The organism is Agrobacterium pusense (assembly GCF_900102105.1).
GTDB classification, from domain to species: Bacteria; Pseudomonadota; Alphaproteobacteria; order Rhizobiales; family Rhizobiaceae; genus Agrobacterium; species Agrobacterium pusense.
In genome coordinates, this window is sequence record NZ_FNBB01000003.1 from 39,390 (window position 1) to 60,041 (window position 20,652).

Sequence of the window (20,652 nt, forward strand, 5' to 3'; positions counted from 1 at the left end):
AGTGGCGCGGTGGCTTTGATTGCGGCGCCAGGGTCGCTTGCCGCCTCAGGACCCTCACGCCTGGTCACGCTCGATTGGACTGCTACCGAGATTGCGCTTTCCCTTGGAATATCGCCGGCTGGATGCGCGGAAATCTCCGGGTACAGAACATGGGTCGATGTCGCAAATGAAGGCCTTGCCGATGCCATCGACGTGGGACGACGACAGCAGCCCAGCCTCGAGGCGGTCCGCAAGCTGCAGCCTGACCTTATCTTGACGTCGCGGTATCGGCACGCGTCCATCGCTCATGCGCTCGGTGAGATCGCTCCGGTTCATCTGATCGATGATCAGGAAAATGGCAGTGACATGCTGGCGAGCGTCTATCAGAGCGCCCGTCAGGCGGGCGCAGCGCTTTCGCGATCGGATGACGTCGCAAGGCTCCTCGGACGTTTCGATGATGAGATCGAAAACCTGAAATCGCGCCATGCCGGGCAGGTGGCAGGCCGCAAGCTGGTCGTGGCGCAACCGTTGCCGGGCGTTCCGCGGTTGCGCGTCTTTGCGCCCAACGCCGCAATTTCCGGCCTTCTCAGGAAGATCGGTTTTGCCGATGGCATTGAAATGTCACCGCAACCTTTCGGTTTTACGACAATCGATCTTGAAGGACTTGCCTCCCTTGGGAGCGACAGCACCTTGTTCATCCTTGGAGAGACCGTTCCGGCTGATCTTCTAAATGCTTCGCTCTGGCCTATGTTGCCGGTCGTAGCGCAAGGAAATGTCCGTTTGACCGGCTTGCCATCCTGGCCATTCGGTTCCACGGCCTCACTGCAGCATCTGGCTCGCCAGATTGTCACCCGGTTCGTTTAGGCGGGCGGGAGCGTATGCGACGGTCGGAGGTTCTTGGCGAATTGCTGCGGCAGTCGGCACCTTCGCAGTGGCGGGATTGCTTCCGGCGCAGGCGGCCCGCCGATCTGGCTTTCACTGAATTGCTGGAGCCCGATTGTCTTTTGGCGGTCCTTAACAGTTACGGTCGCCGCCACGGGTCGAACGCGCCCATTGCCGCCGTTGCCGGTGAGTGGTCAAAGCGGTACTTCGCAAGGGTGATGAGACCGATTGCCACCGCAGCCATGTTACTGGATTGGCGGGTACCTCTGACACCGGCAGACATGAGCATCGAAATAAGCGGTGAAGGGGAGGTCGTTTCGCTCGGCCTGACTGATTTCGGCCACCCGGTCCGAGCGAAGTCCGCAGAGGACCGTTTCGATTTTCTGATCAGTGGCAATATCGAAGCAGTTATCCGAGCTGTGTCCGAGGTGAGCGGGCTGTCTCGCAACGTCCTTTGGTCAAATGCCGGCAACCTGTTCGAAGGTATCGCCCGCGGTTACGCCGTGGATAATGATTGCCCTGGTGCAGGCGTCGCGGATGCATTGGCACTGCTTGAACTGCCTCAGATGGCAGATGGCTCACGTAACCCGCTTTTCAGACCTATCCTTTACCCTGAAAGCGATGGCCAGCCGGAGCGGCTCCGCCGCGTCTGTTGTATCCGATATCTGATCGACGGACTGGATTACTGCAAGACGTGCCCGTGCCCGGGGCGGCACTGTTCTTCGGGAAAAAATTAAGGGCCTGCCGAAAGCACATGGCGTGCCCCCTTTCAGCAAATTTGCAGGATCTCAAACAACCGAAACGACGGGGCTCTGGCTCACGGCACCACGCAGCGGCCCTGTCGACCAAACTGGCGCGCCATGGTACGGTTGCGATCTGTCCGGTAGGTAACGGCAAGTTGAGGATCAATCCGGGACGCCGTCGCGGCCTATCTTCCGGCTTTCCTTCGGACGTGTCGACCGAGGATGGCCAAGACGGGCAAGGGAACTGTCAACTGCGCATCAGCCGGGCGCCGCGGCATGCCGATTTAGCTTAGGGGGATCTGAATGCTCATTCTTCTCGCAATGCTGATAGGGCTTGTCGCCGGTCTGCGCACCATGACCGCCCCGGCCGCAGTCTCCTGGGGCGCTTATCTCGGGTGGTTCGATATTTCTCCAAGCGTTCTCTCCTTCATGGGCTCGCTCTGGGCCGCGGCGATTTTGACTGTGCTTGCCATCGTGGAACTGATTGCCGACCAGCTTCCCGGCACGCCCTCACGCAAGGTACCCGTTCAGTTCGGAGCACGGGTTATAATGGGCGCTCTCAGCGGTGCGACGGTCGCCGCAACTGCAGGAATGGTGGTTCCCGGGCTTCTCGCGGGGGTCATCGGCGCTGTCGTCGGAACCTTCGGCGGTGCATCCGGCCGCGCTAATCTCGCCAGGCATTTCGGCCGCGACCTTCCCGCCGCCCTGATCGAGGATGCGGTCGCCATCCTACTCGCATTGATCGTCGTGGTGTCCGTGTCATGAGGGAGTATGACGCGATCTTCATCGGGGCCGGTCAGGCCGGACCATTCCTCGCCGCCCGCATGGCGGCGATGGGCCGCAAGGTGGGCCTGATCGAACGCAAATATCTCGGCGGCACCTGTGTCAACGCCGGGTGCATGCCGACCAAGGCATTGGTCGCCAGCGCGAAGACCGCGGAGGTTGCGCGGCGCGCATCCGAATTCGGCGTCACCATCAGCGGTGAGCCGATAGTGAACATGCCGGCCGTAGCGGCCCGCGCCAGGAAGGTAACCCTTGATGCGAGAAACGGTTTGGCATCCTGGTTTGACAGTCTCGAGACGATGGATGTGATCCACGGCCAGGCCAAATTCGTCGGTGCGAATGCTGTGTCCGTGGACGGGACAGACTATACTGCGCCGCAGATTTTTATAAATGTCGGCGCGCGGCCGCACATCCCCGACATTCCTGGCCTTGAGGACGTGCCGTACCTCACGAGCACATCGGTGATCGCGCTCGAGAAATTGCCGAAACATCTGATTGTTCTTGGTGGCAGTTACATCGGACTGGAATTCGCCCAGATGTATCGGCGCTTCGGCGCCGAGGTGACGCTCATTGAGCGTGGGCAGCAACTGGCACCCAGGGAGGATACTGATATCTCGCAAGCCATTGCGGAGATTCTGAGTAGGGATGGCATCGAGGTTCTTTTGAACCGCAGACTCCTGTCCTTCACCAAGGAAGATGTGGGCGTCGTCGTGCGGACCGATCAGGGCGAAGTCAGTGGGAGCCATGTCCTGGTCGCCCTCGGACGGCGGCCGAACACCGATGATCTCGGTCTCGATCTTGCTGGCATCGAGACTGATCAACGCGGCTTCATCACGGTGGATGAGCGCTTGCAGACCACCGCAGAAGGCATTTGGGCCCTTGGTGACTGCAACGGGCGAGGCGCATTCACGCATACGTCCTACAATGATTTCGAGATCGTCGCGGCAAACCTCCTTGATGGCGGCAATCGAAAAGTGTCAGACCGTACCCTCGGTTACGGCCTCTACATTGATCCGCCGCTCGGACGCGTTGGCATGACGGAGCGTCAGGCGAAGGAGGCCGGTCACCGGATCAAGGTCTCGACCCGACCGATGAGCCGCGTCGGCCGGGCCGTCGAGAAAGGTGAAACGCTTGGCCTCATGAAACTCGTCGCCGACGCCGAAACCGACCGGATACTCGGTGCTGCTTTCCTGGGGGTCGGAGGTGACGAGGCGATCTATGGCGTGCTCGACGCCATCAACCTGGGGGCCACAACTGAAGAACTGCGCTGGACGGTGCCAATCCATCCAACGGTCGGAGAGCTGGTGCCGACACTGATCGGCGACCTCAGGGAAACCTGATCCCAGCCGACCCGGCGAGGAGCGCAAAGGCTTTTCCGGATCGATAAGGCTACTGTCGCTCGTTTCGTTGGTGCAACGTCGGCCTTCTGACGTCTATGGCGCCGCCGTTTCGCTGGACGAGGGTGACGATCTTACTATCCGGCTGGGCCTTTCGACCGACTACCAGAACAGAGACCCGGACGCTCGAAACTGCCGGCCGGTGGTCGTGAGGTCGGATTCTCGCTGGATTACCGCTTCGATGAGTTCTTCCTTGTTTGCAACGCGCGAATAGGTTTTCGCCTTCGATACGTTCGCATGGCGGGCAATTTCTTCAAGCGTGAGGATGGGATCGGCCATTTAACTCACAACGCAGGATGCTTACAAAAAGAGCGCCGGTAAAGCCGACGCTCTTTTTGTGCCTAGGCCAGGTGATGCGGCTTGGTCATTCCGTAGATGGGCGTCTCGATGCCCACCTGGCGGGCTTTCAACTGCAGCGACAGATATTGGGAATAATGGCGTGACTGATGCAGGTTGCCGCCGTGAAACCACAGGGCTTCCTGCTGTGTCGGTTTCCACATGTTGCGCTGCTCGCCTTCCCAGGGGCCTGGATCCTTGGTGGTGTTGGAGCCGAGGCCCCAGCATTTTCCGACCTTGTCCGCCACGTCGCGCGAGATGAGATCGGCGGCCCAGCCGTTCATTGAACCGTAGCCGGTGGCGTAGACCACGAGGTCAGCCGGCAGCTCCGTCCCATCCTTCAGGACGACTGCGTTCTCTGTCAGATGCGAGACGTCGACGCCAGACTTCAGTTTGATCGAACCGTCGATGACCAGATCGCAGGCCCCCACGTCGATGTAATATCCCGATCCCCTCCGCAGGTATTTCATGAACAGGCCCGAATCGTCGTCGCCGAAGTCGAGCATGAAACCGGCCTTTTCGAGCGCTTGGTAGAACTCGGCATCCCTTTCCCGAATCCTGTTGTAGATCGGGATCTGGAACTCATGCATGATCCGGTAGGGCAGGGACGCAAAGATCAGGTCGGCCTTGCGCGTCGTCATGCCGCCCTGAACCGCCCGCTCGGAATAAAGATCGCCAAGGCCGATCTCCATCAGCGAGTCCGACTTGACGATATGGGTCGACGAGCGCTGCAGCATGGTGACATCGGCGCCGGCTTCCCAGAGCGCTGCGCAGATATCGTGGGCCGAGTTGTTGGAGCCGATGACGACCACCTTCTTGCCGGCATAGGCATCCGGACCCGGATGCTGGGAAGAATGCTGCTGCTCGCCCTTGAAGATGTCCTGACCGGGGAATTTCGGCACATTGGCCTTGCCCGACATGCCGGTTGCCAGCACGAGCTGCTTCGGCTTGAGGACGACCTCTCTGCCGTCGCGATCGACGACGACGGTCCATTCGCCGGCCTTCTCGTCGTATTGGGCGGATTTGCAGGTCGTGGAGCCCCAGTAATTCAGTTCCATCACCTTGGTGTACATTTCCAGCCAGTCGCCCACCTTGTCTTTTGGGGTGAATACCGGCCAGTTTTCCGGGAAGGGAATGTAAGGAAGGTGATCGTACCACACAGGGTCGTGCAGGCAGAGTGACTTGTAGCGCTTGCGCCAGCTGTCACCGGGCCGCTCGTTCTTCTCTATGATGATCGTCGGAACGCCGAGCTGGCGAAGGCGTGCGCCGAGCGCGATGCCGCCCTGGCCGCCACCGATGATGACGACATAGGGCTGGGACGTGTAACCGAGTTCCACCGCCTCGCTTTCGCGCTTTTCCTTCCAGGTCGTGCGGTTTCTGTCATGGCCGTGCTCCGCCCCCATCGGGCGGCGGAAGCCCTTCGGCTCCTCATGGCCCTTCAGTTCGGTCATGGTGGTCAAGAGGGTCCAGATCAGACCATCCTTCAAACGGATATGGCCATAGCCGCGGGCAACCCCCGTTTCGAATTCGAACCAGCCTTCGGTAACGCCGCCCGCTTCGGAAGCGGCCTCCCTGGTGTCCTGCACAAAGTTGGACGGTTTGGTTGCGGCAAGCTGGCTGGAAAGCATGTCGCGGACCTGCTCGCGGCCTTCGAGGGTCTTCAGGTTCCAGGTAAAGGTCACCAGATCTCGCCAGTAGCAATCCGCCTGAAACAGGTTGGCGGCGGCGTCCACGTCGCCTTTCGCCAGCGCTCCTTCGAGCTTCGCAAGGGCCGTGTCGATCTTGGTTCCGGGGCTGATATCGAGCATTTATTCTCCTCCATGATTGCTTGGTGATGGTCACGGAACGCCGCTGCCGGGCGTTCCGTCAAAGCCTCCAAACCGCCGCCCTCAAGGCTCCTCTCCCTTCAGGCCTTGGCCGAGATGCTTATTTCGAGAGATCGATCAGGATCTTCAGGTGGGTGCCGGCCGGATCGAGGAGGGCGTCGAAGCCCTCTTTCACGGCCGTTTCAAGCGTGACGCGCTTGGTGACAATCTTCGTCGCCGGCAGGAGGCCGGATGAGATCAGGCTGATGACACGCGGCCAGTAATGGGTCGGATAGGCCCAGGAGCCTTTGACCTCGAGATCGCGGAACGTGACCTGGAACCAGTCGATCGGATTCTCATGCGGATGCAGGCCTGTCTGAACGACGACGCCCTGCTTGCGCACAGCATCCACGCATGCCTTCAGGGCGTGTTCGTTGCCGACGCATTCGATCGCAACGTCGCATCCCACCCGGCCCTCGGTCTGGGCGCGGACGACATCGCCAACCTTTTCGCGCTTCGGATTGATGGCGACAAGGTCAGGCAGGACTTTCTTGGCAAGCCCGAGGCGGGCATCGTTCAGGTCCGAGACGAACAGCTTGGTGGCACCGGCCGCTCGGGCCGCCAGCAGTGTCAGCATGCCGATCGGGCCGGCACCCGTAACGAGAACGCTGTTACCGGCGGTGACGCCGCCACGGTCGCAGGCATAGACGGCAACCGCCGTCGGCTCGACGAGTGCGGCCTCTTCATCGGTCATCTCGTCTGGGATCTTCTGGACATTATATTCGTGAACCAGCGCGGCTTCAGCCATGCCTCCGCCATTCCAGCTGAGACCCACGAGTGCGAGTTGCGGGCTGAGATGGAAAAGGCCGCGGTCGGCGAAGTAGTCGCCGGAGCGCGGCATGACGAGAGGCTGGATCGAGACGCGGTCGCCGATGGCGACCGAGGTCACGCCTTCACCGATGGCTTCGACAACGCCGCCGAACTCGTGGCCGAGGACCTGCGGGCCGTGGGCGCCGGTAAACGGATGCGGCTCGGTCGGGATGAAGATCGGGCCATAGCTGTATTCGTGAAGATCCGTTCCGCAAATTCCGACGAAGCGGTTGCGGACGATGACCTGGCCCGGTCCCGCCTGTCTCGGCTCGGGGATGTCCTCGAGCCGCAAGTCCTTTGCGGCGTGAAATCTGAGGGCGCGCATGTTTCCTCCTTAAGGCTGCTTTTCATGCCATCAGGAGGAGCAACCGCCGTGCCAGCCGAGCCGACCGTCGAGAGGGCTGGAAATCACAGCGTTTTCAAGGAGGGTGACGACGATTGCGCCACAGCTGTGGCGCGACAGGTGTGGTGGATGCCGCAATGAATGGCTTAGTGCGGACGCTCTATACCGAACCGTCTCATCCGGCGATGGAGCGTCGTGCGATCGATACCAAGACGGCGGGCGGCTTCGGAGACGTTGCCCTTGCAACTCGTGAGGACGGCACGCAGGTCTGCTTCGAGGCTGTCGCCGATGCGCACGCTGGCAGGCTGCGACAAATGATCCGGCAGGTCCGTGATCTCGATCACACCATCGTCGCACAGCGCTGCGGCAAAGGCGATGGCATTGTCGAGTTCGCGGATATTGCCTGGCCAGCGATGGTTGAGGAGCAGCAGCCTCGCCGCGCCCGACAGCGTCAGGCGGCCGTCCTTCGTATTGTGTTTATCGAGCAGCTGCTCGAGGAGCCACGGCAGATCCTCGCGTTCATGGAGCGGCTGTAGCGACAGGACGGCGGCGTTGAGCCGATAATAGAGGTCTTCGCGGAACCCGCCTGCCGCGACCATGCTGGCCAGCGATCGATGCGAAGCGGAGACGACACGGAAACCGACCTTGCGCGCGACCGAGCCGCCGACGGGAAGTACCTCGCCCTCGGCGAGAACCCTGAGCAACCGGCTCTGGGCGGCATAGGACATGTCGCCGATCTCGTCGAGGAACAGCGTTCCGCCCTCGGCCTCCTCGATCAACCCCTTTTTCCCCTTGGCCAGCGCCCCGGTAAAAGCCCCCGGGACGTAACCGAAAAGTTCGCTCTCGATCAGCTGCTCCGGAATGGCGGCGCAATTGACTGCCACGAAGCGGCCAGAAAGCCCGCTCATCTCATGAATGATGCGGGCGAGATATTCCTTGCCCGTCCCGGTCTCTCCCTGCAGCAATATCGGCAGTCTGCTGGGTGCAAGTTTGACTACCTTGCGCCTGAGGTCGTCGATCGCCGGCACATTGCCGCCGAGCCTGTTGATCGCCGGCGATCGGCCGGAAGTGCGGGCAGAGGGCACGTTGCCTGTGCGTTGCTGCGGTTCTATGGCATGGGCAAAGAGCAGCGAGCCGTCGCGAACGGCGATCCGCCGTTCCTGGGGCAGGCTGGCGCGGGTCAGCGAGGCCAACTCGTCGAGCCCCGCATGGAAGAAGTCCGTGACAGGCTGGCCGATCAGAAGCTCGGGCGTGCGCCAGTCGAGACCGCGCGACGCGGCAAGAAGCCGGGCGCCGCCGTGAGTCATGCCGGTGATGCGCCCCGCACCGTCTACGGATATCGCCGCTTCCGGATCGACGTCGAGAAACTCCGGCGCTCCCGCAAAGCGCAGGACCAGATCGTGACGGCTGTTTGCCATGAGATTGGCAAGCTCGATCCGCCGCACCGTCGACGAAACGAGATGACGCGCCATGTTCTGGCTGGCTTTCAGGATTGGCGAACTCAGGAGTGAAATGTCGAGAACGGCCGCCAATGATCCTTGCGTATCATAGATTGGAGCTGCCGTGCAGGACAGGGGCGTGTGGGTGATGTCAAAATGGTCGGTCTGGTGGATCGTCAGGGCCTCGCCCGTGGCAATGCAGGCGCCCACCGCGCAGGTACCGGCCCGGGGCTCGGACCACTCGGAACCGAGATAGAGCCCCGCTTTGCGCAGATTGTTGTTGAAGGAGGGGTCACCCAGGAATTCAACGGTGACGCCAAGCCGATCCGACAACAGCAACACGTAATTCTGTTCGGCAACCTGCCGGTAGAGCCGCTCCAGGCCGGAGCGGGCGATGTGTACCAGATCTTCCGCCTGCTGACGGTGTTCCCGCAGCCGTGTTTCCGAGACGATCACTGCCTCGCGCGCCTGCGCCGGATCGAGCTGGTAGGCGTCCAGACAGCGCCGCCAGGACTCCAGGACAACGGCGTCGCGGCCCGTGTTGGTTCCCTGCCCGACCCGCTCGATTTCCTTGACGTGATCCGTAAAACCCATCAATCACCGGCCCTCGAAGGCCGCCTCCCGTGATCTGCCACAATAACATAGCCGCAATTGTTCAGTGTGACTAATGCTTCGGCGAATGCCGGACATCATTTGGAACCTCGATCTCCGCGCGGGACGGAATGAATGATTTCCGTGGCGCTCTCGTTGAGGTTCACAGTATTCATGCACCGCCCTCGTTGACTGTCCAGTCAACTTCGGCCAGCTTGCTGAAATCTGGGCCTGCCAGCGCCGGCAATGTCGAGTACGCACCATGCAATCGCAACCGGCGTCTTAATCCTCCCGCAAGCAGCGGTGTGTAGTATTAGATAATGAGAATAAGCGCGATCACCAACTGGGCTTACGGAGTGACAGTCGTCTTGACGGCTTTGTCTGGCGCGGCCTTCATCATGTCGTCTCGCAGCGCCGTCGAAGAGCGTGTCGCGGTGGAAGAGCATCTGACGCTGGATAGTCTGGCGGAAGACCTCGCACTTGGCGCAGAGGTCCGCTCCGACGAGGCCAGGCTGTTTGTCATGCGTGGTGAAGAACGCCATCTCAACGCGTTCCGGGCCGAAGATGGAAGCGAGCGAAGCCGGGAAGCCGCAGTTGACCAGCTCTTGTCGAAAGCGCTGCCGAAGGCCGAGGTCGATGCGCTGCGAAAGATCGAAACGGATGCGGACGCACTCGACAAGTTCGAGATCGCGGCGGTCGAAGCATTTCAGCGCGGTGAGAGGAGCGCCGCCCAGTCCACGTTGTTCGGCCCCGAGCATGAAAGACTGCAAGGGGATCTTCTGGCGACTGTCGCGCATTTTCGAGATTTGACAGCCGCAAGAACCGGATCGCAGTTGGCCGTGGCGCGAGCGCGTAGCGACTGGTGGAGCGTCATCGCCAAGATCATGCTGGGGCTGACGGGGGGGCTGTTCCTGGCGGTGCTCTATTTCATCCTGAGACGCCGGATCGCCATGCCATTGGTTCGGATGAGCGGGATCATCGACCGGCTTGCAAAGCAGGATTATTCCGTCGAGGTGCTGCCCGACAGTCGCCGGGACGAGATCGGCGAGATGAACACCGCGATTGAAATCTTCCGGGCGAGTGGCATTGAGCGCGATCGGCTCGACGCGGAACGACGGGCAGACCAACAGACCAAGGATCTCATCCTGCAGATGATGCACCGTCTGCAGGCCTGTCAGAACCAGGGCGAGCTTGCCAGCATCGTCGCGCGCTTTGCGCCGCAAATCTTTCCCGGCATTGCCGGCGGCCTTTATATCCTGAACGAAAACAAGAATATCCTCAACCGCAGTTCGGACTGGCTAGCGCCTGACAATGCCGGAGACAGTTTTCCTGCGTCTGCGTGCTGGGGGATGCGCCGCGGGCGGGCGCACGCCAACGGGTTCTCCGACACCGATGTGCCGTGTCAGCATCTGGATGATCCGGATGCTATCGCTCTTTGCGTCCCGTTGACCGCGCAAGGCGACATGATCGGGCTTTTTTACCTGGAAGAAAAAGAAGGGCAGGCGCTGCACCTCGATGCGTCACGGCTTTATCTCGAACTGATTGCCGAAAATGTCGGGCTTGCCATCGCCAATCTGCAGCTGCGTGAGAAGTTGACGCTGATGGCTATCGAAGACCCTCTGACCGGGTTGTTCAATCGCCGGCATCTGGATGAAAGGGTACAACGTTTCGCAAGCGACGAACTAAAGACACCACTTGCCTGCCTGATGATCGATATCGACCACTTCAAGCGCTTTAATGACGAATATGGTCATGATGCCGGCGACAAGGTCATGCAGTATGTGGGCCGAACGCTTCGTGACACGCTGGGCGATCACGGTGAGGCTTACCGTTATGGGGGAGAGGAATTTACCGCGCTCTTGCCGGGGATGCTCAAGGGCGACGCTGCTGGTTTGGCCGAAAAAGTCAGAACAGCAGTAAGTGCTACAGCGATTTCCCATGCTGGGAAACTTCTTGGAACCGTAACAATTTCCGTGGGTGTGGCAACCTCGCCGGAGGCCGGCCCGCTGGACACGCTGCTGGCACGCGCGGATGCGGCCCTTCTGCTCGCCAAGGCACAAGGACGCAATAGAGTTGTGGCCTCGTGAATAACCGGCAACATTCGCGTCGGGCCAATCCCAGCCATGACGGAAAGCGCTCACTTAACGCGCTATGCCGTAACGATGACTGAGCCTGCCCAGTTGCTCATGTAATCGATCCAGGACTGCGGTTTGCGTGCCAGCCCGCCGTTGCAGGAAGCCGATCTCTCTCAGAATCTGCGGATCGCCAAAGGGCCGCTGAAAGGCCCTCTGCTCCGTTAAAATCCGCTCTCGCAAAGCTCCCGCAGCTCGCTCGGACCGAGATGATCAAGTGAAAGCTCCGGCAGCAGGTCATTGTCTGCCTCCAGATTGTGTGCGACCGATGCGGTAAAGATGCGAACGCCTGCCTCGTGCAGGATCGCAGGCCGGTTGACTATGCGGCCGAGAAGCACGGTTGGCAGTAGACCGAACGGCACATCTTCGAAAATGTAGCGACTTTGGATGGAGGATGGGCCCATTCCGCCTCGTCCTTCACGATGCATCTGCTGGTTCATTTCGGAAACAGAGGCGAGCGGCACATGGAAGGAGAGAGAAAAGTGTTCGCGAACTGTTTTGACCTCCAGGCCGAAGCTCTCGGCAATTGACAGTCGCTCGGCGTCGAGCGCCTCAATCAACTGACCGACCGCCGGTGTGACATGTTCGCCCTGTCCCCAGCTCTCCGCCTTTTCCATCCTTGTCAGGTTGAGCAATGCGATGCCGAGATGATTTTGAGGATTGAGGTTTGAGAGCGCGATGGCAAGCAAACCGTCACGTTCGACGAAGCGATCACCGAAGAGTTCAGTGCACAGGCTCCGACCCTCAGCGGCTGCCGACTTCGGCAGGGTGGCAAAGTCCACCTTCTGGCGGATGGTGTTGACAACGACGCTGCGCCCGTCGGTTTGACGGCGGGCCGTCAGAAGCGTGGTCCCCCACGCAATGATCGGCAGCCGGAGCTGTCGTTCGGAAAGCCGCTTCGACAGATAGAGCGCTCCAAAGGAGCTATGGGAGCTGATGATGACGGGCAGTCCCGACCGCAAATGCGGCAGCGCCGCGTCGATAGCGGCACGATGACCGTTGGCCGGCATTGCAATGATGACCGCATCTGCATCCGCAACAGCGGCCTCGCAGGTTGCCGCGACGTCGACTGGACCGACGAAGTCCAACGCGCCGGTAGCAATGAGCGGTTTGCCTTCCGACAAGGGCGTAGCACTGCGCCCGGAGGGCGACCACAGTGACGGGCGATGTCCCGCTTCGGCGAGAAAAGCCGCCATGCCATAAGCAATCGAACCCGCACCGAGAATGGCTATCCGCATGTCATCTATCCTTTCGGTTGTAGGAGTAGGCGTGGCGCCACCCTCTGGTCTCTATCTTTCGCGCAGCACACAAATCGGTTCTGTACATTGCCCGCCGATCGTTGCGCAAATGCATCATTTTTTCTGGCACGCCGGAAACCGCGTTCTCGGTTCTCCTGCCTCATTTAACAGCGCACCTGCCTACACCCTCAGCAAGTCTTGGCTCCTTCGAGTAAATGCATGTGCTGCATGAGCAAAAGCCGCGTCCTGAGGCTTAATTTTCTGCACAGTTCGAAGTCAGCGAGCCATCTTTTTCATCTTCTGCCCCTCGAACGAAAAATTCTCTTTTGTCACTAGCAGATATCATGCGTTTAATGCACATTAAATTTGTCATAATGCAAAGGATGCATGATAGCGATGGAGATACGCGAGCTCGAGGCGTTTCTGGCGGTAATGTCCGCAGGCAGCATTACCGGTGCTGCGCGCCTCCTAGACCGTTCGCAATCTCAGGTGACGCGCCTCATTCAAGATCTCGAGACATCGCTCGGATTTCCGCTGTTCGATCGCAATGGCCCGCGTATTACGCCGAGTGACAAGGGGGTGGCTTTCCACGCCGAAGCGGAGCGTTTCATCAGCGGCATCGAGCATCTGCGCAACCGTGCCCAACGGATCAGCCTCAAGGAGCCCGAGCCGGTCGAGATCGCGGCGACACCTGCTTTTGCAACCGGAATGGTGCCGCTAGCTCTCGCCGAACTACCGGAAGCCCTTCTTCCGCATACGGTCTTTTTAAGAAGCATGCCTGCCGAAGCCGCCGTTCAGGCGGTGCTGGGGCGTACCGCCGATTTCTGTGTGACGTCGCTCCCGGCCGAACAGCCCGGCCTCGAAGCGCACGGATATTTTCAGGGCCGCTGTGCAGCCGTTCTGTCCGTTCACGATCCGCTGGCCGCCAAGGATGTCATTTCCGTGGCCGACCTGGCCGGCCAGACAGTCATTACGCTTGCTAATCCGTTCCGTCTGCGTCGCCGGGTGGACAAGGCTCTGCAGGAGGCAAATGTTCGCGCACAACGGATCATAGCGACGAGCGCGGCGATGAGTGCGGTGCAGATCGCGTCGACCGGGATGGGGATTGCGATTGTCGAACCGGCAACCGCTTACGGTCCCCTGACCGCGGGCGTGACTGTGCGACCGCTCGACGTCGACATCCCGTTCCTCTGGGGAATCTTCTCGGCAACAGCGCGCCCGCTGTCGGCCACTGCCCAGGAGCTGATCCAGTTGATCATCCGTGTTGCTTCCGCACGCATGCCCGATTTCACCGCTCACGATCCTGGCGCATCAGGACGTGTTGCGGATGTCACCTATGGGGGAACCGTCGAAGGAGACGTTCCCTAAAAATGCAAGTGCTCTGCCCATCAAACCGGTCAAACAAAAACAAGGAGATTGCCATGAAAGAGTTTAAAGCGACCCGTCGTTCCACCCTCAAGCTGCTCGCTGCCGGCTCTGGCATCCTGGCGGCGCCCAGCCTGATGCGCTCCGCCCACGCGCAGGGCAAGGTCGTCAATATCACGACATATGACAAGTTCGTGCCGCAGTCTTTCATCGACCAGTTTCAGAAGGACACGGGGATCGAGATCCGCATCCGTCTGACGGACGATCAGGGCAAGCAATATAACATTCTGACGGCCGAAGGCGCCACACCATCGACCGATATCGTGACGGTGACCGGCCACCGGCTCTCCCAGTTCATCGGTTCCAACCTCCTTTCGCCGCTTGATACCAGCCGACTGAAGAATTGGGACAAGCTGGCAGCAGCTTACAAAGGCGCACCGCAGCTCACCATCAACGGCTCTACCTACGGCGTTCCGCTTTTGGCGGGCTTTGAAGGTCTGGCCCGTAACACGGAGTACACCAAGCCTTCCGATAGCTGGGGCATGATGTTCGACGATGAATACAAGGGCCTGACATCCTACATCATTTCGGACTTCCTTTCGCTGACCATGCTCTATCAGGGCAATGACGGCGATTATGTCACCTATGAAGGCAAGGAAGCCGTTGCCCAGGAAGCCACCAACAAGGCGCGCGACTTCCTGATCAGCCAAAAGGACAAGGTTCGCAAATACTACGATGCGGGCTCCGAGGTTCAGCAGATGTTCCTGAATGAAGACATCTACGTTGCGCAGGCCTGGTCCGGTCCAACGTCCAAGCTGATCATGGACGGTCACCCCATCGAGCTGTCCGTTCCGAAGGAAGGCACCTACGGGTTCCTCTACTCCTTCAACGTGGTGAAGAACGGTCCGAATGCGGACGCTGCCTATACCTTCCTGGACGCTATCCTCGCCTCGCCGGAAATCGGGGCTGCCATGGTTCGGCAGTCGGGCTTCGCCTCGGCCTTTGATGGCGTCGACAAGCTGCTCAACGACCGCGAACGGGCCGCCATGGCGCTTCCACAGGACCAGATGGAGCGCATCAAGTTCTTCAGCTCGGTCAACCGGGCCATGAAGAACGCGATGATCGATAAGGCAGCTGCCGAAATCAAGGCTGCCTGAGTTACGGCTGCGATGCGAACCCGACCTCGGCCGGGTTCGCAGGACCCCAATAAAAAGCTTGTCCAGAGCTGGGAACGATCATGGTGAACACGACAATGACTGAACTCCGAGAGGAAAGCGCGCCAGCCCCGGCGCATTATTCCGGATGGATTGGCAAGGTGACAGGCTCAGCCCTTTACCGAACCACCATAGGCCGGCTGGCAGACAGTCGCCATGCGCGCCTCGCACTCCTTGCCGGGATACCCGTGATATGGCTTTTCGTCCTGCATGTCGGGCCGATCCTGCAAATGGCCAATATCAGCTTCACGGACAACTATCCGCCTCAACCGAACGAGGCCACGCGCTATACGCTCGCCAACTATGCCCTGTTCTTCTCGGATTCGATTTACGTGCTGCCCTTCATACGCAGCCTCGTATTTGCCGCCGTCGTTACCGTGTCGACCCTGGTGATCGTTTATCCGGTTGCCTATTACGTGGCGAAGGTGCTTCAGCCGAAGCAGCGTATGCGGGCGCTGCTGCTCCTGCTCATCCCATTCTGGGCCGGAGAACTGATCCGTACCTTCTCGGTCATCATGCTTCTGGCCAATCGGGGAGCCGTCAACGTCCTGTTGCGCGAGATCGGCGTCATCGATCGGCCCATCCCGATGCTCTACACGTCCTTCTCGCTGAGCTTCGGCGTTATCTACCTCCTGGCGCTCTACATGCTGCTCCCACTTTATTCAGCCATAGAAAAGATCCCGGTACAGCTGGTGCATGCCGCTGCCGATCTTGGCGCGAGCCCTTTCCAACGCTTCCGCCGCGTTATCCTGCCGCTGTCGAAAGACGGTATCGTGTCCGGCTGCAGCCTGGTTTACCTCACCGCCGTCGGAGTCTTCGCCGCCCCGCTGCTGCTCGGCGGGCCGAACGCCGTCATCTTCCCGGAGGTGATCGCGACGCTTTTCCACTCTTCCAACGACAAATGGCCTGAAGGCGCTGCCTTCGCCATGCTGATGCTCGCCGTGTCGCTGACGACGGTTGGTCTCTTCATGCGCGTCGTTGGCGGTCGCTCTGTCCGGCTGATGTAGGAGATGATGATGCGGTCCCCCTTAAACGACCTTCCGAAGACGGCACTTGGCGCCTGTTATGCCGTTTTCGTTATCTATCTGCTTTTGCCGCTGGCCCTGATGATGGCGATGAGCTTCAAGGATGCAAACTTCATCGCCTTTCCGATCAGTAACTGGACCCTGGACTGGTATGGCAAGGTACTTCAGGACAAGCAGTTCATCGAAGCCTCGCTTTATTCGGTCGGAATAGCGTTTGCCACCACGATCGGAGCGACCGTCATCGGTGTGTGGATTGCCCTGCTGATTTCTACCGAGGGCATCCGCGGCAAGGCCATCCTCTTTGCGCTCGCCTGCCTGCCTGCCGTTGTTCCCGGCCTGATCAACGCCATCTCAATGCGGATATTCATCCGGATGGTCGATATCCCCACGGGCACCTTCGCGATTATCCTCTCCCATACCGTCCATGCGGTGCCGTTTGTCGTGATCATGGTGCTGACGCGCCTGCGTTCCATGCCCGCCAATCTCGTGGATGCGGCAAGAGACCTCGGGGCTGATGCATTTATCGCCTTCATGCGCGTTACGGTCCCCTACATCCTGCCGGCCCTGATCGGCGGCATGATTTTCTGTGTTTTGACCAGCATCGATGATTTCGTGCGCACCTTCTTCCTGGGTGGATACAAGCCGACGCTACCGATGCTCATCTTCGCCAAAGTCCAGGGCGGCATGTCGCCAGAGATCAATGCGATGGCGACCATCGTCCTCATCGTCACCGCCGCCATCGGCCTTTATGCCGAGCACTTCACCCGCCGTTCGAGGAGCTGAGTTATGCAGCCGGTTGTTCATTTTAAAAACGTCAACAAGTCTTACGGCGCTTCTCTTGCTGTCGATGATCTGGACCTGGCGGTCGCGCCGGGCCAATTCGTTACCCTGCTTGGCCCCTCCGGCTGCGGCAAATCCACGACGCTGAGAATGCTGGGCGGGTTCGAAACGCCATCTTCCGGCGAAATCTACCTCGACGGGCAGCCGATCTCGCATCTGCCGCCCAATAGGCGCAACGTCAATATCGTCTTTCAGGATTATGCCCTGTTTCCGCACCTGTCAGTTCAGCGCAACATTGCCTTCGGACTTGAACTGAAGGGGCTGGATTCGGCGTCCATCCACCGCCGGGTCATGGAACTCCTCGGTCTCGTCAAGCTGCAGGATTTTGCCGGGCGAATGCCTGAGCAACTGTCGGGCGGTCAGCGCCAGCGCGTGGCCCTCATGCGGGCGCTGGCGCCGGACCCGAACGTCTTGTTGCTCGACGAGCCGCTATCGGCACTCGACGCCAAGCTGCGCCATGAGATGCAGATCGAGTTGAAGTCGATCCAGCAGACGACCGGCAAGACCTTCATCTTCGTCACCCATGATCAGGAAGAGGCCCTGACCATGTCTGACGTCGTGGTGGTGATGAACAAGGGGCGGATCGAGCAGATGGGAGCGCCTGATGATCTCTATGCCCGCCCCCGTAGCCGCTTCGTCGCCGACTTCATCGGTCAGAGCAACTTTCTCGAAGGCCGATTGGTGTCTGCCGAAGGCGATGTTGCAACAATTGAATGGCAGGGCAGTCTGATCCGGGCCGATCTTAACGGCCACCATCACGCGGTTGGCAGCCACGTCACGATCGCGCTGCGTCCGGAAGCCCTGTTCTGTCTTCCCGAGCAGCCGAGTGATCGTTTTGCCCTCAAGGGCCAGATCGAGCGGCGCGTGTTCAAGGGCGCGCACACGACGTTGACGATCCGCCTCGATAACGGCGCACTCCTGTCGGCCCAGCTCGATCCGGTGGCGCTCTCGCATCTTGATGGCGAGACGGTCTGGGTGAGTTGGCGCGATCGCGACGCCGTGGTGCTCGCCGATTAATCCTCATGCCCTTCGGTGCCGATGGGCAACAGTGAATTTCAGGAGATCACCTGATGACTTTAGAACAGCAAGACCGGACCGAGCAGCAGAGACTAGCTGCGCTCAACGCCCGGGTGAGGCAGGATTTGTCCTACCTCAACTATCCCGCAGCAAACTGGTCGCAACCGGTCTCGACCTCAGACGGTCAGCTTGCCAGCGATGTCGTGATCATCGGCGGCGGCATGTGCGGCCTCGTCGCCTGGCATGCCCTGACAAGGGCAGGGATCGCCAATATCCGGATTGTGGACCGCGCCGCAAAAGGTGAAGAGGGGCCCTGGGTGACTTACGCGCGCATGGAAACCCTGCGCTCGCCCAAGAACCTGCTCGGGCCGGCGCTCGGTATGGCATCGCTCACCTTCAGGGCTTGGTACACCGCCCGCTTTGGCGAAGAGGCCTGGGAAGAACTCTTCCGCATCCCGCGACCGATGTGGATGGAATATCTGAGCTGGTACCGGCAGGTGATGGAAATCCCGGTTGAAAACAACATCCACGTCACCCGCGTCATCCCACGGCCCGATGGGCTTCTGGAGCTGGAGATCGACGGCGGGAAGGCTCACCCGATCATCACCCGGAAACTGGTGATGGCAACAGGGCGCGATGGCCTTGGAGAACCGACGATCCCTGATTTTGTGAGGGGCATGCAACGTCACGTCAGCTGGGCGCATTCCGCCGACATGATTGATTTTCAGCGTCTGAAGGGAAAACGCGTCGTTGTCATCGGGGTAGGGGCGTCCGCTGTGGACAATGCAGCGGAAGCGCTCGAGCAGGGGGCCGGTGAGGTGCGTCTTCTTGCCAGACGCAAGACAATGCCGACGATCAACAAGTTGATGGGCATCGGATCATACGGTGTCACCGCCGGCTTCGCGAAAATTGACCCTGAGTGGCGCTGGCGTCTCATGGATTATTCCGTCAAGCAGCAGACCCCCGCGCCACACAATTCAACGCTGAGGGTGAGCCGACATCCCAACGCCTATTTCCATTTCGACTGCGGTATCCAATCGATGAAGGAAGAGGGCGGCGAGGTTGTGATCACTACAATCAACGGCCGCGTTTTTCGGACCGATTTCGTGATTTTGGGAACGGGATTCTCAATCGACCCCGTCAGTCGTCCCGAACTCGAAATGTTCAACGGGCAGATCGCCTGCTGGGACGACCGCTACACGCCGCCACCAGGTGAGGAAAACCCTGGGCTCGGGCGATTCCCCTGGCTGCAAGACGACTTCTCTTTCACCGAGAAAGAGCCGGGTACCGCCCCTTGGCTGCAGCAGATCCATTGTTTCAATTACGGTTCATCGGTCAGTCTGGGCAAAGTCAGCGGCGATATTCCGGCCATCAGCGAAGGTGCGCTCTGGCTCGCGCGAGGTATCGCCGCTTCGCTGTTCATCGCCGACATCGATCATCACTGGGAGGCGCTGAAGGCTTACGAAAAGCCTGAACTCGATGGGTCCGAATGGACCGATGCGGATGCCGACCCCACCATGCAGAAGACAGCCTGAGGTTAAGGCGATGAGCAGAAAAACCGTTTATTATTACCATGCGCTCAGTTCGCCCTGGGCCTATCTGGGCTGGCCACAGTTCAAGGCGCTGATTGAAAAGCACGATCTTGATATCGTCGTCCGCCCTACCCGCATCGTCACCGAAAACGGTGGTGTTCCACTTCGTTCCAGACCGCAGCCGCGGCAGGACTATCACGCCGCCGAACTGGAGCGCTGGCGCAAGCGTCTCAGTATGCCGTTGGTGCTGAAGCCCAGATATTATCCCACCAACAACGAGTTTTCCGCGCGCATGGTGATTGCGGCCGACAGGCAGGGTTTGCCTGCACTGGAACTCAGTCATGCACTTCTGCGGGCACTGTGGGCGGAGGAGCAGGACGTGACCGATCCGGACGTTCGCATCGCCGTGGCAAACGGCCTGGGTCTTGATGGTCGTGCGCTGCGTGCGCTCGAAGACACGCCCGAGATCATGGCGGCCTGGCATGACAGCCACGCCGAAGCACAGGCGCGTGGTGTCTTTGGAACCCCCACCTGGATTTACCGCGACACGCTCTATTGGGGGCAGGACCGCCTGACCTTCCTGGATGACGCTCTTTCCGAGGATTGAAAAAACAATGACAGCTACACCTCCAGAAGACGTGATCGACCGCGTCCTCGGCCTTGATGAAAGCTCCGATCTGCTGAAACTCCGCGAGCGGCGCTCTAAGCTCAAACACCTGACGCAGACCAGCTATCTTGCAGCTTTGCGGCCGGCAGAGCCACGCAACTTTTCCTACGCCCTGCGGGCGGCACTTGCCGCGCGTATGTCCGCTTTGTGGAAGGCGAAAGAACTTCATGCGCACTACATCGAGCGGCTTGCCGAGGAGGAGGGAGGCTCCGACCACGCATCAGTCGCTGATCCGTCATCGGTCCTTCAGCACGCGGATTCCCGCCTGCAAGCCATCCTGAACCACGTCGATCTCGTGACCCTTACGCCGAAGAACGCGACCCGGGAAAACATTGAGAAACTCTATGCCGTTGGTCTCGACGACCGCGATATCGTCACGCTCGCCGGCCTGATTGCCTATGTGAATTATCAGGTGCTGGTCGTTGCCGGCCTCAAGATGATGAGGGACAATTGA

18 protein-coding genes are annotated in these 20,652 nt (G+C 60.0%); 13 read left to right on the forward strand and 5 right to left on the reverse strand.

Annotation, left to right across the window (positions count from 1 at the left end):
* Positions 1–9: 9 nt before the first annotated feature.
* From BLU28_RS09230 to BLU28_RS09245, 4 genes are all read left to right on the forward strand, one after another.
* Positions 10–843, forward strand: coding sequence for an ABC transporter substrate-binding protein (locus BLU28_RS09230; protein WP_234794396.1), 834 nt, complete (start codon positions 10–12; stop codon positions 841–843).
* A 236-nt stretch (positions 844–1,079) separates the two neighbouring features.
* Positions 1,080–1,598 (forward strand): siderophore-iron reductase FhuF, encoded by a 519-nt coding sequence (gene fhuF / locus BLU28_RS09235; protein WP_234794397.1) that lies wholly within the window; start codon positions 1,080–1,082, stop codon positions 1,596–1,598.
* A gap of 309 nt (positions 1,599–1,907) precedes the next feature.
* Complete coding sequence (locus BLU28_RS09240; RefSeq protein WP_006697849.1) at positions 1,908–2,369, forward strand: DUF4126 family protein; 462 nt, start codon at positions 1,908–1,910, stop codon at positions 2,367–2,369.
* The gene (locus BLU28_RS09245; RefSeq protein WP_077985868.1) at positions 2,366–3,727 is read left to right on the forward strand and encodes an FAD-containing oxidoreductase; all 1,362 of its coding nucleotides are present in this window, start codon (positions 2,366–2,368) and stop codon (positions 3,725–3,727) included. Before BLU28_RS09240 ends, BLU28_RS09245 begins: the two co-directional genes overlap by 4 nt.
* Before the next feature lie 159 nt (positions 3,728–3,886).
* Here the strand turns inward: BLU28_RS09245 and BLU28_RS09250 are convergent, their stop codons facing one another.
* The 4 genes from BLU28_RS09250 to BLU28_RS09265 all read right to left on the reverse strand — a co-directional run bounded on the left by BLU28_RS09250 (position 3,887) and on the right by BLU28_RS09265 (position 9,171).
* Complete coding sequence (locus BLU28_RS09250) at positions 3,887–4,063, reverse strand: TetR family transcriptional regulator (RefSeq protein ID WP_077985867.1); 177 nt, start codon at positions 4,061–4,063, stop codon at positions 3,887–3,889.
* 62 nt (positions 4,064–4,125) lie between these two features.
* The gene (locus BLU28_RS09255) at positions 4,126–5,928 is read right to left on the reverse strand and encodes an NAD(P)/FAD-dependent oxidoreductase (RefSeq protein WP_077985866.1); all 1,803 of its coding nucleotides are present in this window, start codon (positions 5,926–5,928) and stop codon (positions 4,126–4,128) included.
* 118 nt (positions 5,929–6,046) lie between these two features.
* Complete coding sequence (locus BLU28_RS09260) at positions 6,047–7,120, reverse strand: 2,3-butanediol dehydrogenase (protein ID WP_077985865.1); 1,074 nt, start codon at positions 7,118–7,120, stop codon at positions 6,047–6,049.
* Between the two features lie 164 nt (positions 7,121–7,284).
* On the reverse strand, positions 7,285–9,171 hold the full coding sequence (locus BLU28_RS09265; RefSeq protein WP_077985864.1) for a sigma-54-dependent Fis family transcriptional regulator: 1,887 nt from the start codon (positions 9,169–9,171) through the stop codon (positions 7,285–7,287).
* Between the two features lie 317 nt (positions 9,172–9,488).
* On the opposite strand from BLU28_RS09265, the gene BLU28_RS09270 reads away from it, so the two are divergent.
* Positions 9,489–11,255, forward strand: coding sequence for a diguanylate cyclase (locus BLU28_RS09270; protein ID WP_077985863.1), 1,767 nt, complete (start codon positions 9,489–9,491; stop codon positions 11,253–11,255).
* Between the two features lie 209 nt (positions 11,256–11,464).
* Here the strand turns inward: BLU28_RS09270 and BLU28_RS09275 are convergent, their stop codons facing one another.
* Complete coding sequence (locus BLU28_RS09275; RefSeq protein ID WP_077985862.1) at positions 11,465–12,538, reverse strand: NAD/NADP octopine/nopaline dehydrogenase family protein; 1,074 nt, start codon at positions 12,536–12,538, stop codon at positions 11,465–11,467.
* Positions 12,539–12,925: 387 nt separating this feature from the next.
* On the opposite strand from BLU28_RS09275, the gene BLU28_RS09280 reads away from it, so the two are divergent.
* From BLU28_RS09280 to BLU28_RS09315, 8 genes are all read left to right on the forward strand, one after another.
* A complete protein-coding gene (locus tag BLU28_RS09280) occupies positions 12,926–13,906 on the forward strand; it encodes a LysR family transcriptional regulator (RefSeq protein WP_077985861.1) in 981 nt (326 codons plus the stop codon).
* 53 nt (positions 13,907–13,959) lie between these two features.
* Positions 13,960–15,060: an extracellular solute-binding protein gene (locus BLU28_RS09285; protein WP_052808808.1), complete on the forward strand. Its 1,101-nt coding sequence runs from the start codon at positions 13,960–13,962 to the stop codon at positions 15,058–15,060.
* A gap of 80 nt (positions 15,061–15,140) precedes the next feature.
* On the forward strand, positions 15,141–16,124 hold the full coding sequence (locus BLU28_RS09290) for an ABC transporter permease (RefSeq protein WP_077985860.1): 984 nt from the start codon (positions 15,141–15,143) through the stop codon (positions 16,122–16,124).
* A 9-nt stretch (positions 16,125–16,133) separates the two neighbouring features.
* A complete protein-coding gene (locus tag BLU28_RS09295; protein ID WP_077985859.1) occupies positions 16,134–16,925 on the forward strand; it encodes an ABC transporter permease in 792 nt (263 codons plus the stop codon).
* A 3-nt stretch (positions 16,926–16,928) separates the two neighbouring features.
* The gene (locus tag BLU28_RS09300; protein ID WP_077985858.1) at positions 16,929–17,999 is read left to right on the forward strand and encodes an ABC transporter ATP-binding protein; all 1,071 of its coding nucleotides are present in this window, start codon (positions 16,929–16,931) and stop codon (positions 17,997–17,999) included.
* 53 nt (positions 18,000–18,052) lie between these two features.
* On the forward strand, positions 18,053–19,534 hold the full coding sequence (locus BLU28_RS09305; protein ID WP_077985857.1) for an NAD(P)-binding domain-containing protein: 1,482 nt from the start codon (positions 18,053–18,055) through the stop codon (positions 19,532–19,534).
* Positions 19,535–19,544: 10 nt separating this feature from the next.
* Positions 19,545–20,138 (forward strand): 2-hydroxychromene-2-carboxylate isomerase, encoded by a 594-nt coding sequence (locus BLU28_RS09310; RefSeq protein ID WP_077985856.1) that lies wholly within the window; start codon positions 19,545–19,547, stop codon positions 20,136–20,138.
* A gap of 7 nt (positions 20,139–20,145) precedes the next feature.
* Positions 20,146–20,652, forward strand: a complete 507-nt coding sequence (locus BLU28_RS09315; protein WP_004446001.1) for a CMD domain-containing protein — start codon at positions 20,146–20,148, stop codon at positions 20,650–20,652.

What these genes read in the sequence shown, in the direction of transcription:
- fhuF (WP_234794397.1), top strand. Translation starts at nt 1,080, where the DNA reads ATGAGACCGATTGCCACCGCAGCCATGTTACTGGATTGGCGGGTACCT.
- BLU28_RS09240 (WP_006697849.1), top strand. Translation starts at nt 1,908, where the DNA reads ATGCTCATTCTTCTCGCAATGCTGATAGGGCTTGTCGCCGGTCTGCGC.
- BLU28_RS09245 (WP_077985868.1), top strand. Translation starts at nt 2,366, where the DNA reads ATGAGGGAGTATGACGCGATCTTCATCGGGGCCGGTCAGGCCGGACCA.
- BLU28_RS09250 (WP_077985867.1), bottom strand. Translation starts at nt 4,063, where the DNA reads ATGGCCGATCCCATCCTCACGCTTGAAGAAATTGCCCGCCATGCGAAC.
- BLU28_RS09255 (WP_077985866.1), bottom strand. Translation starts at nt 5,928, where the DNA reads ATGCTCGATATCAGCCCCGGAACCAAGATCGACACGGCCCTTGCGAAG.
- BLU28_RS09260 (WP_077985865.1), bottom strand. Translation starts at nt 7,120, where the DNA reads ATGCGCGCCCTCAGATTTCACGCCGCAAAGGACTTGCGGCTCGAGGAC.
- BLU28_RS09265 (WP_077985864.1), bottom strand. Translation starts at nt 9,171, where the DNA reads ATGGGTTTTACGGATCACGTCAAGGAAATCGAGCGGGTCGGGCAGGGA.
- BLU28_RS09270 (WP_077985863.1), top strand. Translation starts at nt 9,489, where the DNA reads ATGAGAATAAGCGCGATCACCAACTGGGCTTACGGAGTGACAGTCGTC.
- BLU28_RS09275 (WP_077985862.1), bottom strand. Translation starts at nt 12,538, where the DNA reads ATGCGGATAGCCATTCTCGGTGCGGGTTCGATTGCTTATGGCATGGCG.
- BLU28_RS09280 (WP_077985861.1), top strand. Translation starts at nt 12,926, where the DNA reads ATGATAGCGATGGAGATACGCGAGCTCGAGGCGTTTCTGGCGGTAATG.
- BLU28_RS09285 (WP_052808808.1), top strand. Translation starts at nt 13,960, where the DNA reads ATGAAAGAGTTTAAAGCGACCCGTCGTTCCACCCTCAAGCTGCTCGCT.
- BLU28_RS09290 (WP_077985860.1), top strand. Translation starts at nt 15,141, where the DNA reads ATGGTGAACACGACAATGACTGAACTCCGAGAGGAAAGCGCGCCAGCC.
- BLU28_RS09295 (WP_077985859.1), top strand. Translation starts at nt 16,134, where the DNA reads ATGCGGTCCCCCTTAAACGACCTTCCGAAGACGGCACTTGGCGCCTGT.
- BLU28_RS09300 (WP_077985858.1), top strand. Translation starts at nt 16,929, where the DNA reads ATGCAGCCGGTTGTTCATTTTAAAAACGTCAACAAGTCTTACGGCGCT.
- BLU28_RS09305 (WP_077985857.1), top strand. Translation starts at nt 18,053, where the DNA reads ATGACTTTAGAACAGCAAGACCGGACCGAGCAGCAGAGACTAGCTGCG.
- BLU28_RS09310 (WP_077985856.1), top strand. Translation starts at nt 19,545, where the DNA reads ATGAGCAGAAAAACCGTTTATTATTACCATGCGCTCAGTTCGCCCTGG.
- BLU28_RS09315 (WP_004446001.1), top strand. Translation starts at nt 20,146, where the DNA reads ATGACAGCTACACCTCCAGAAGACGTGATCGACCGCGTCCTCGGCCTT.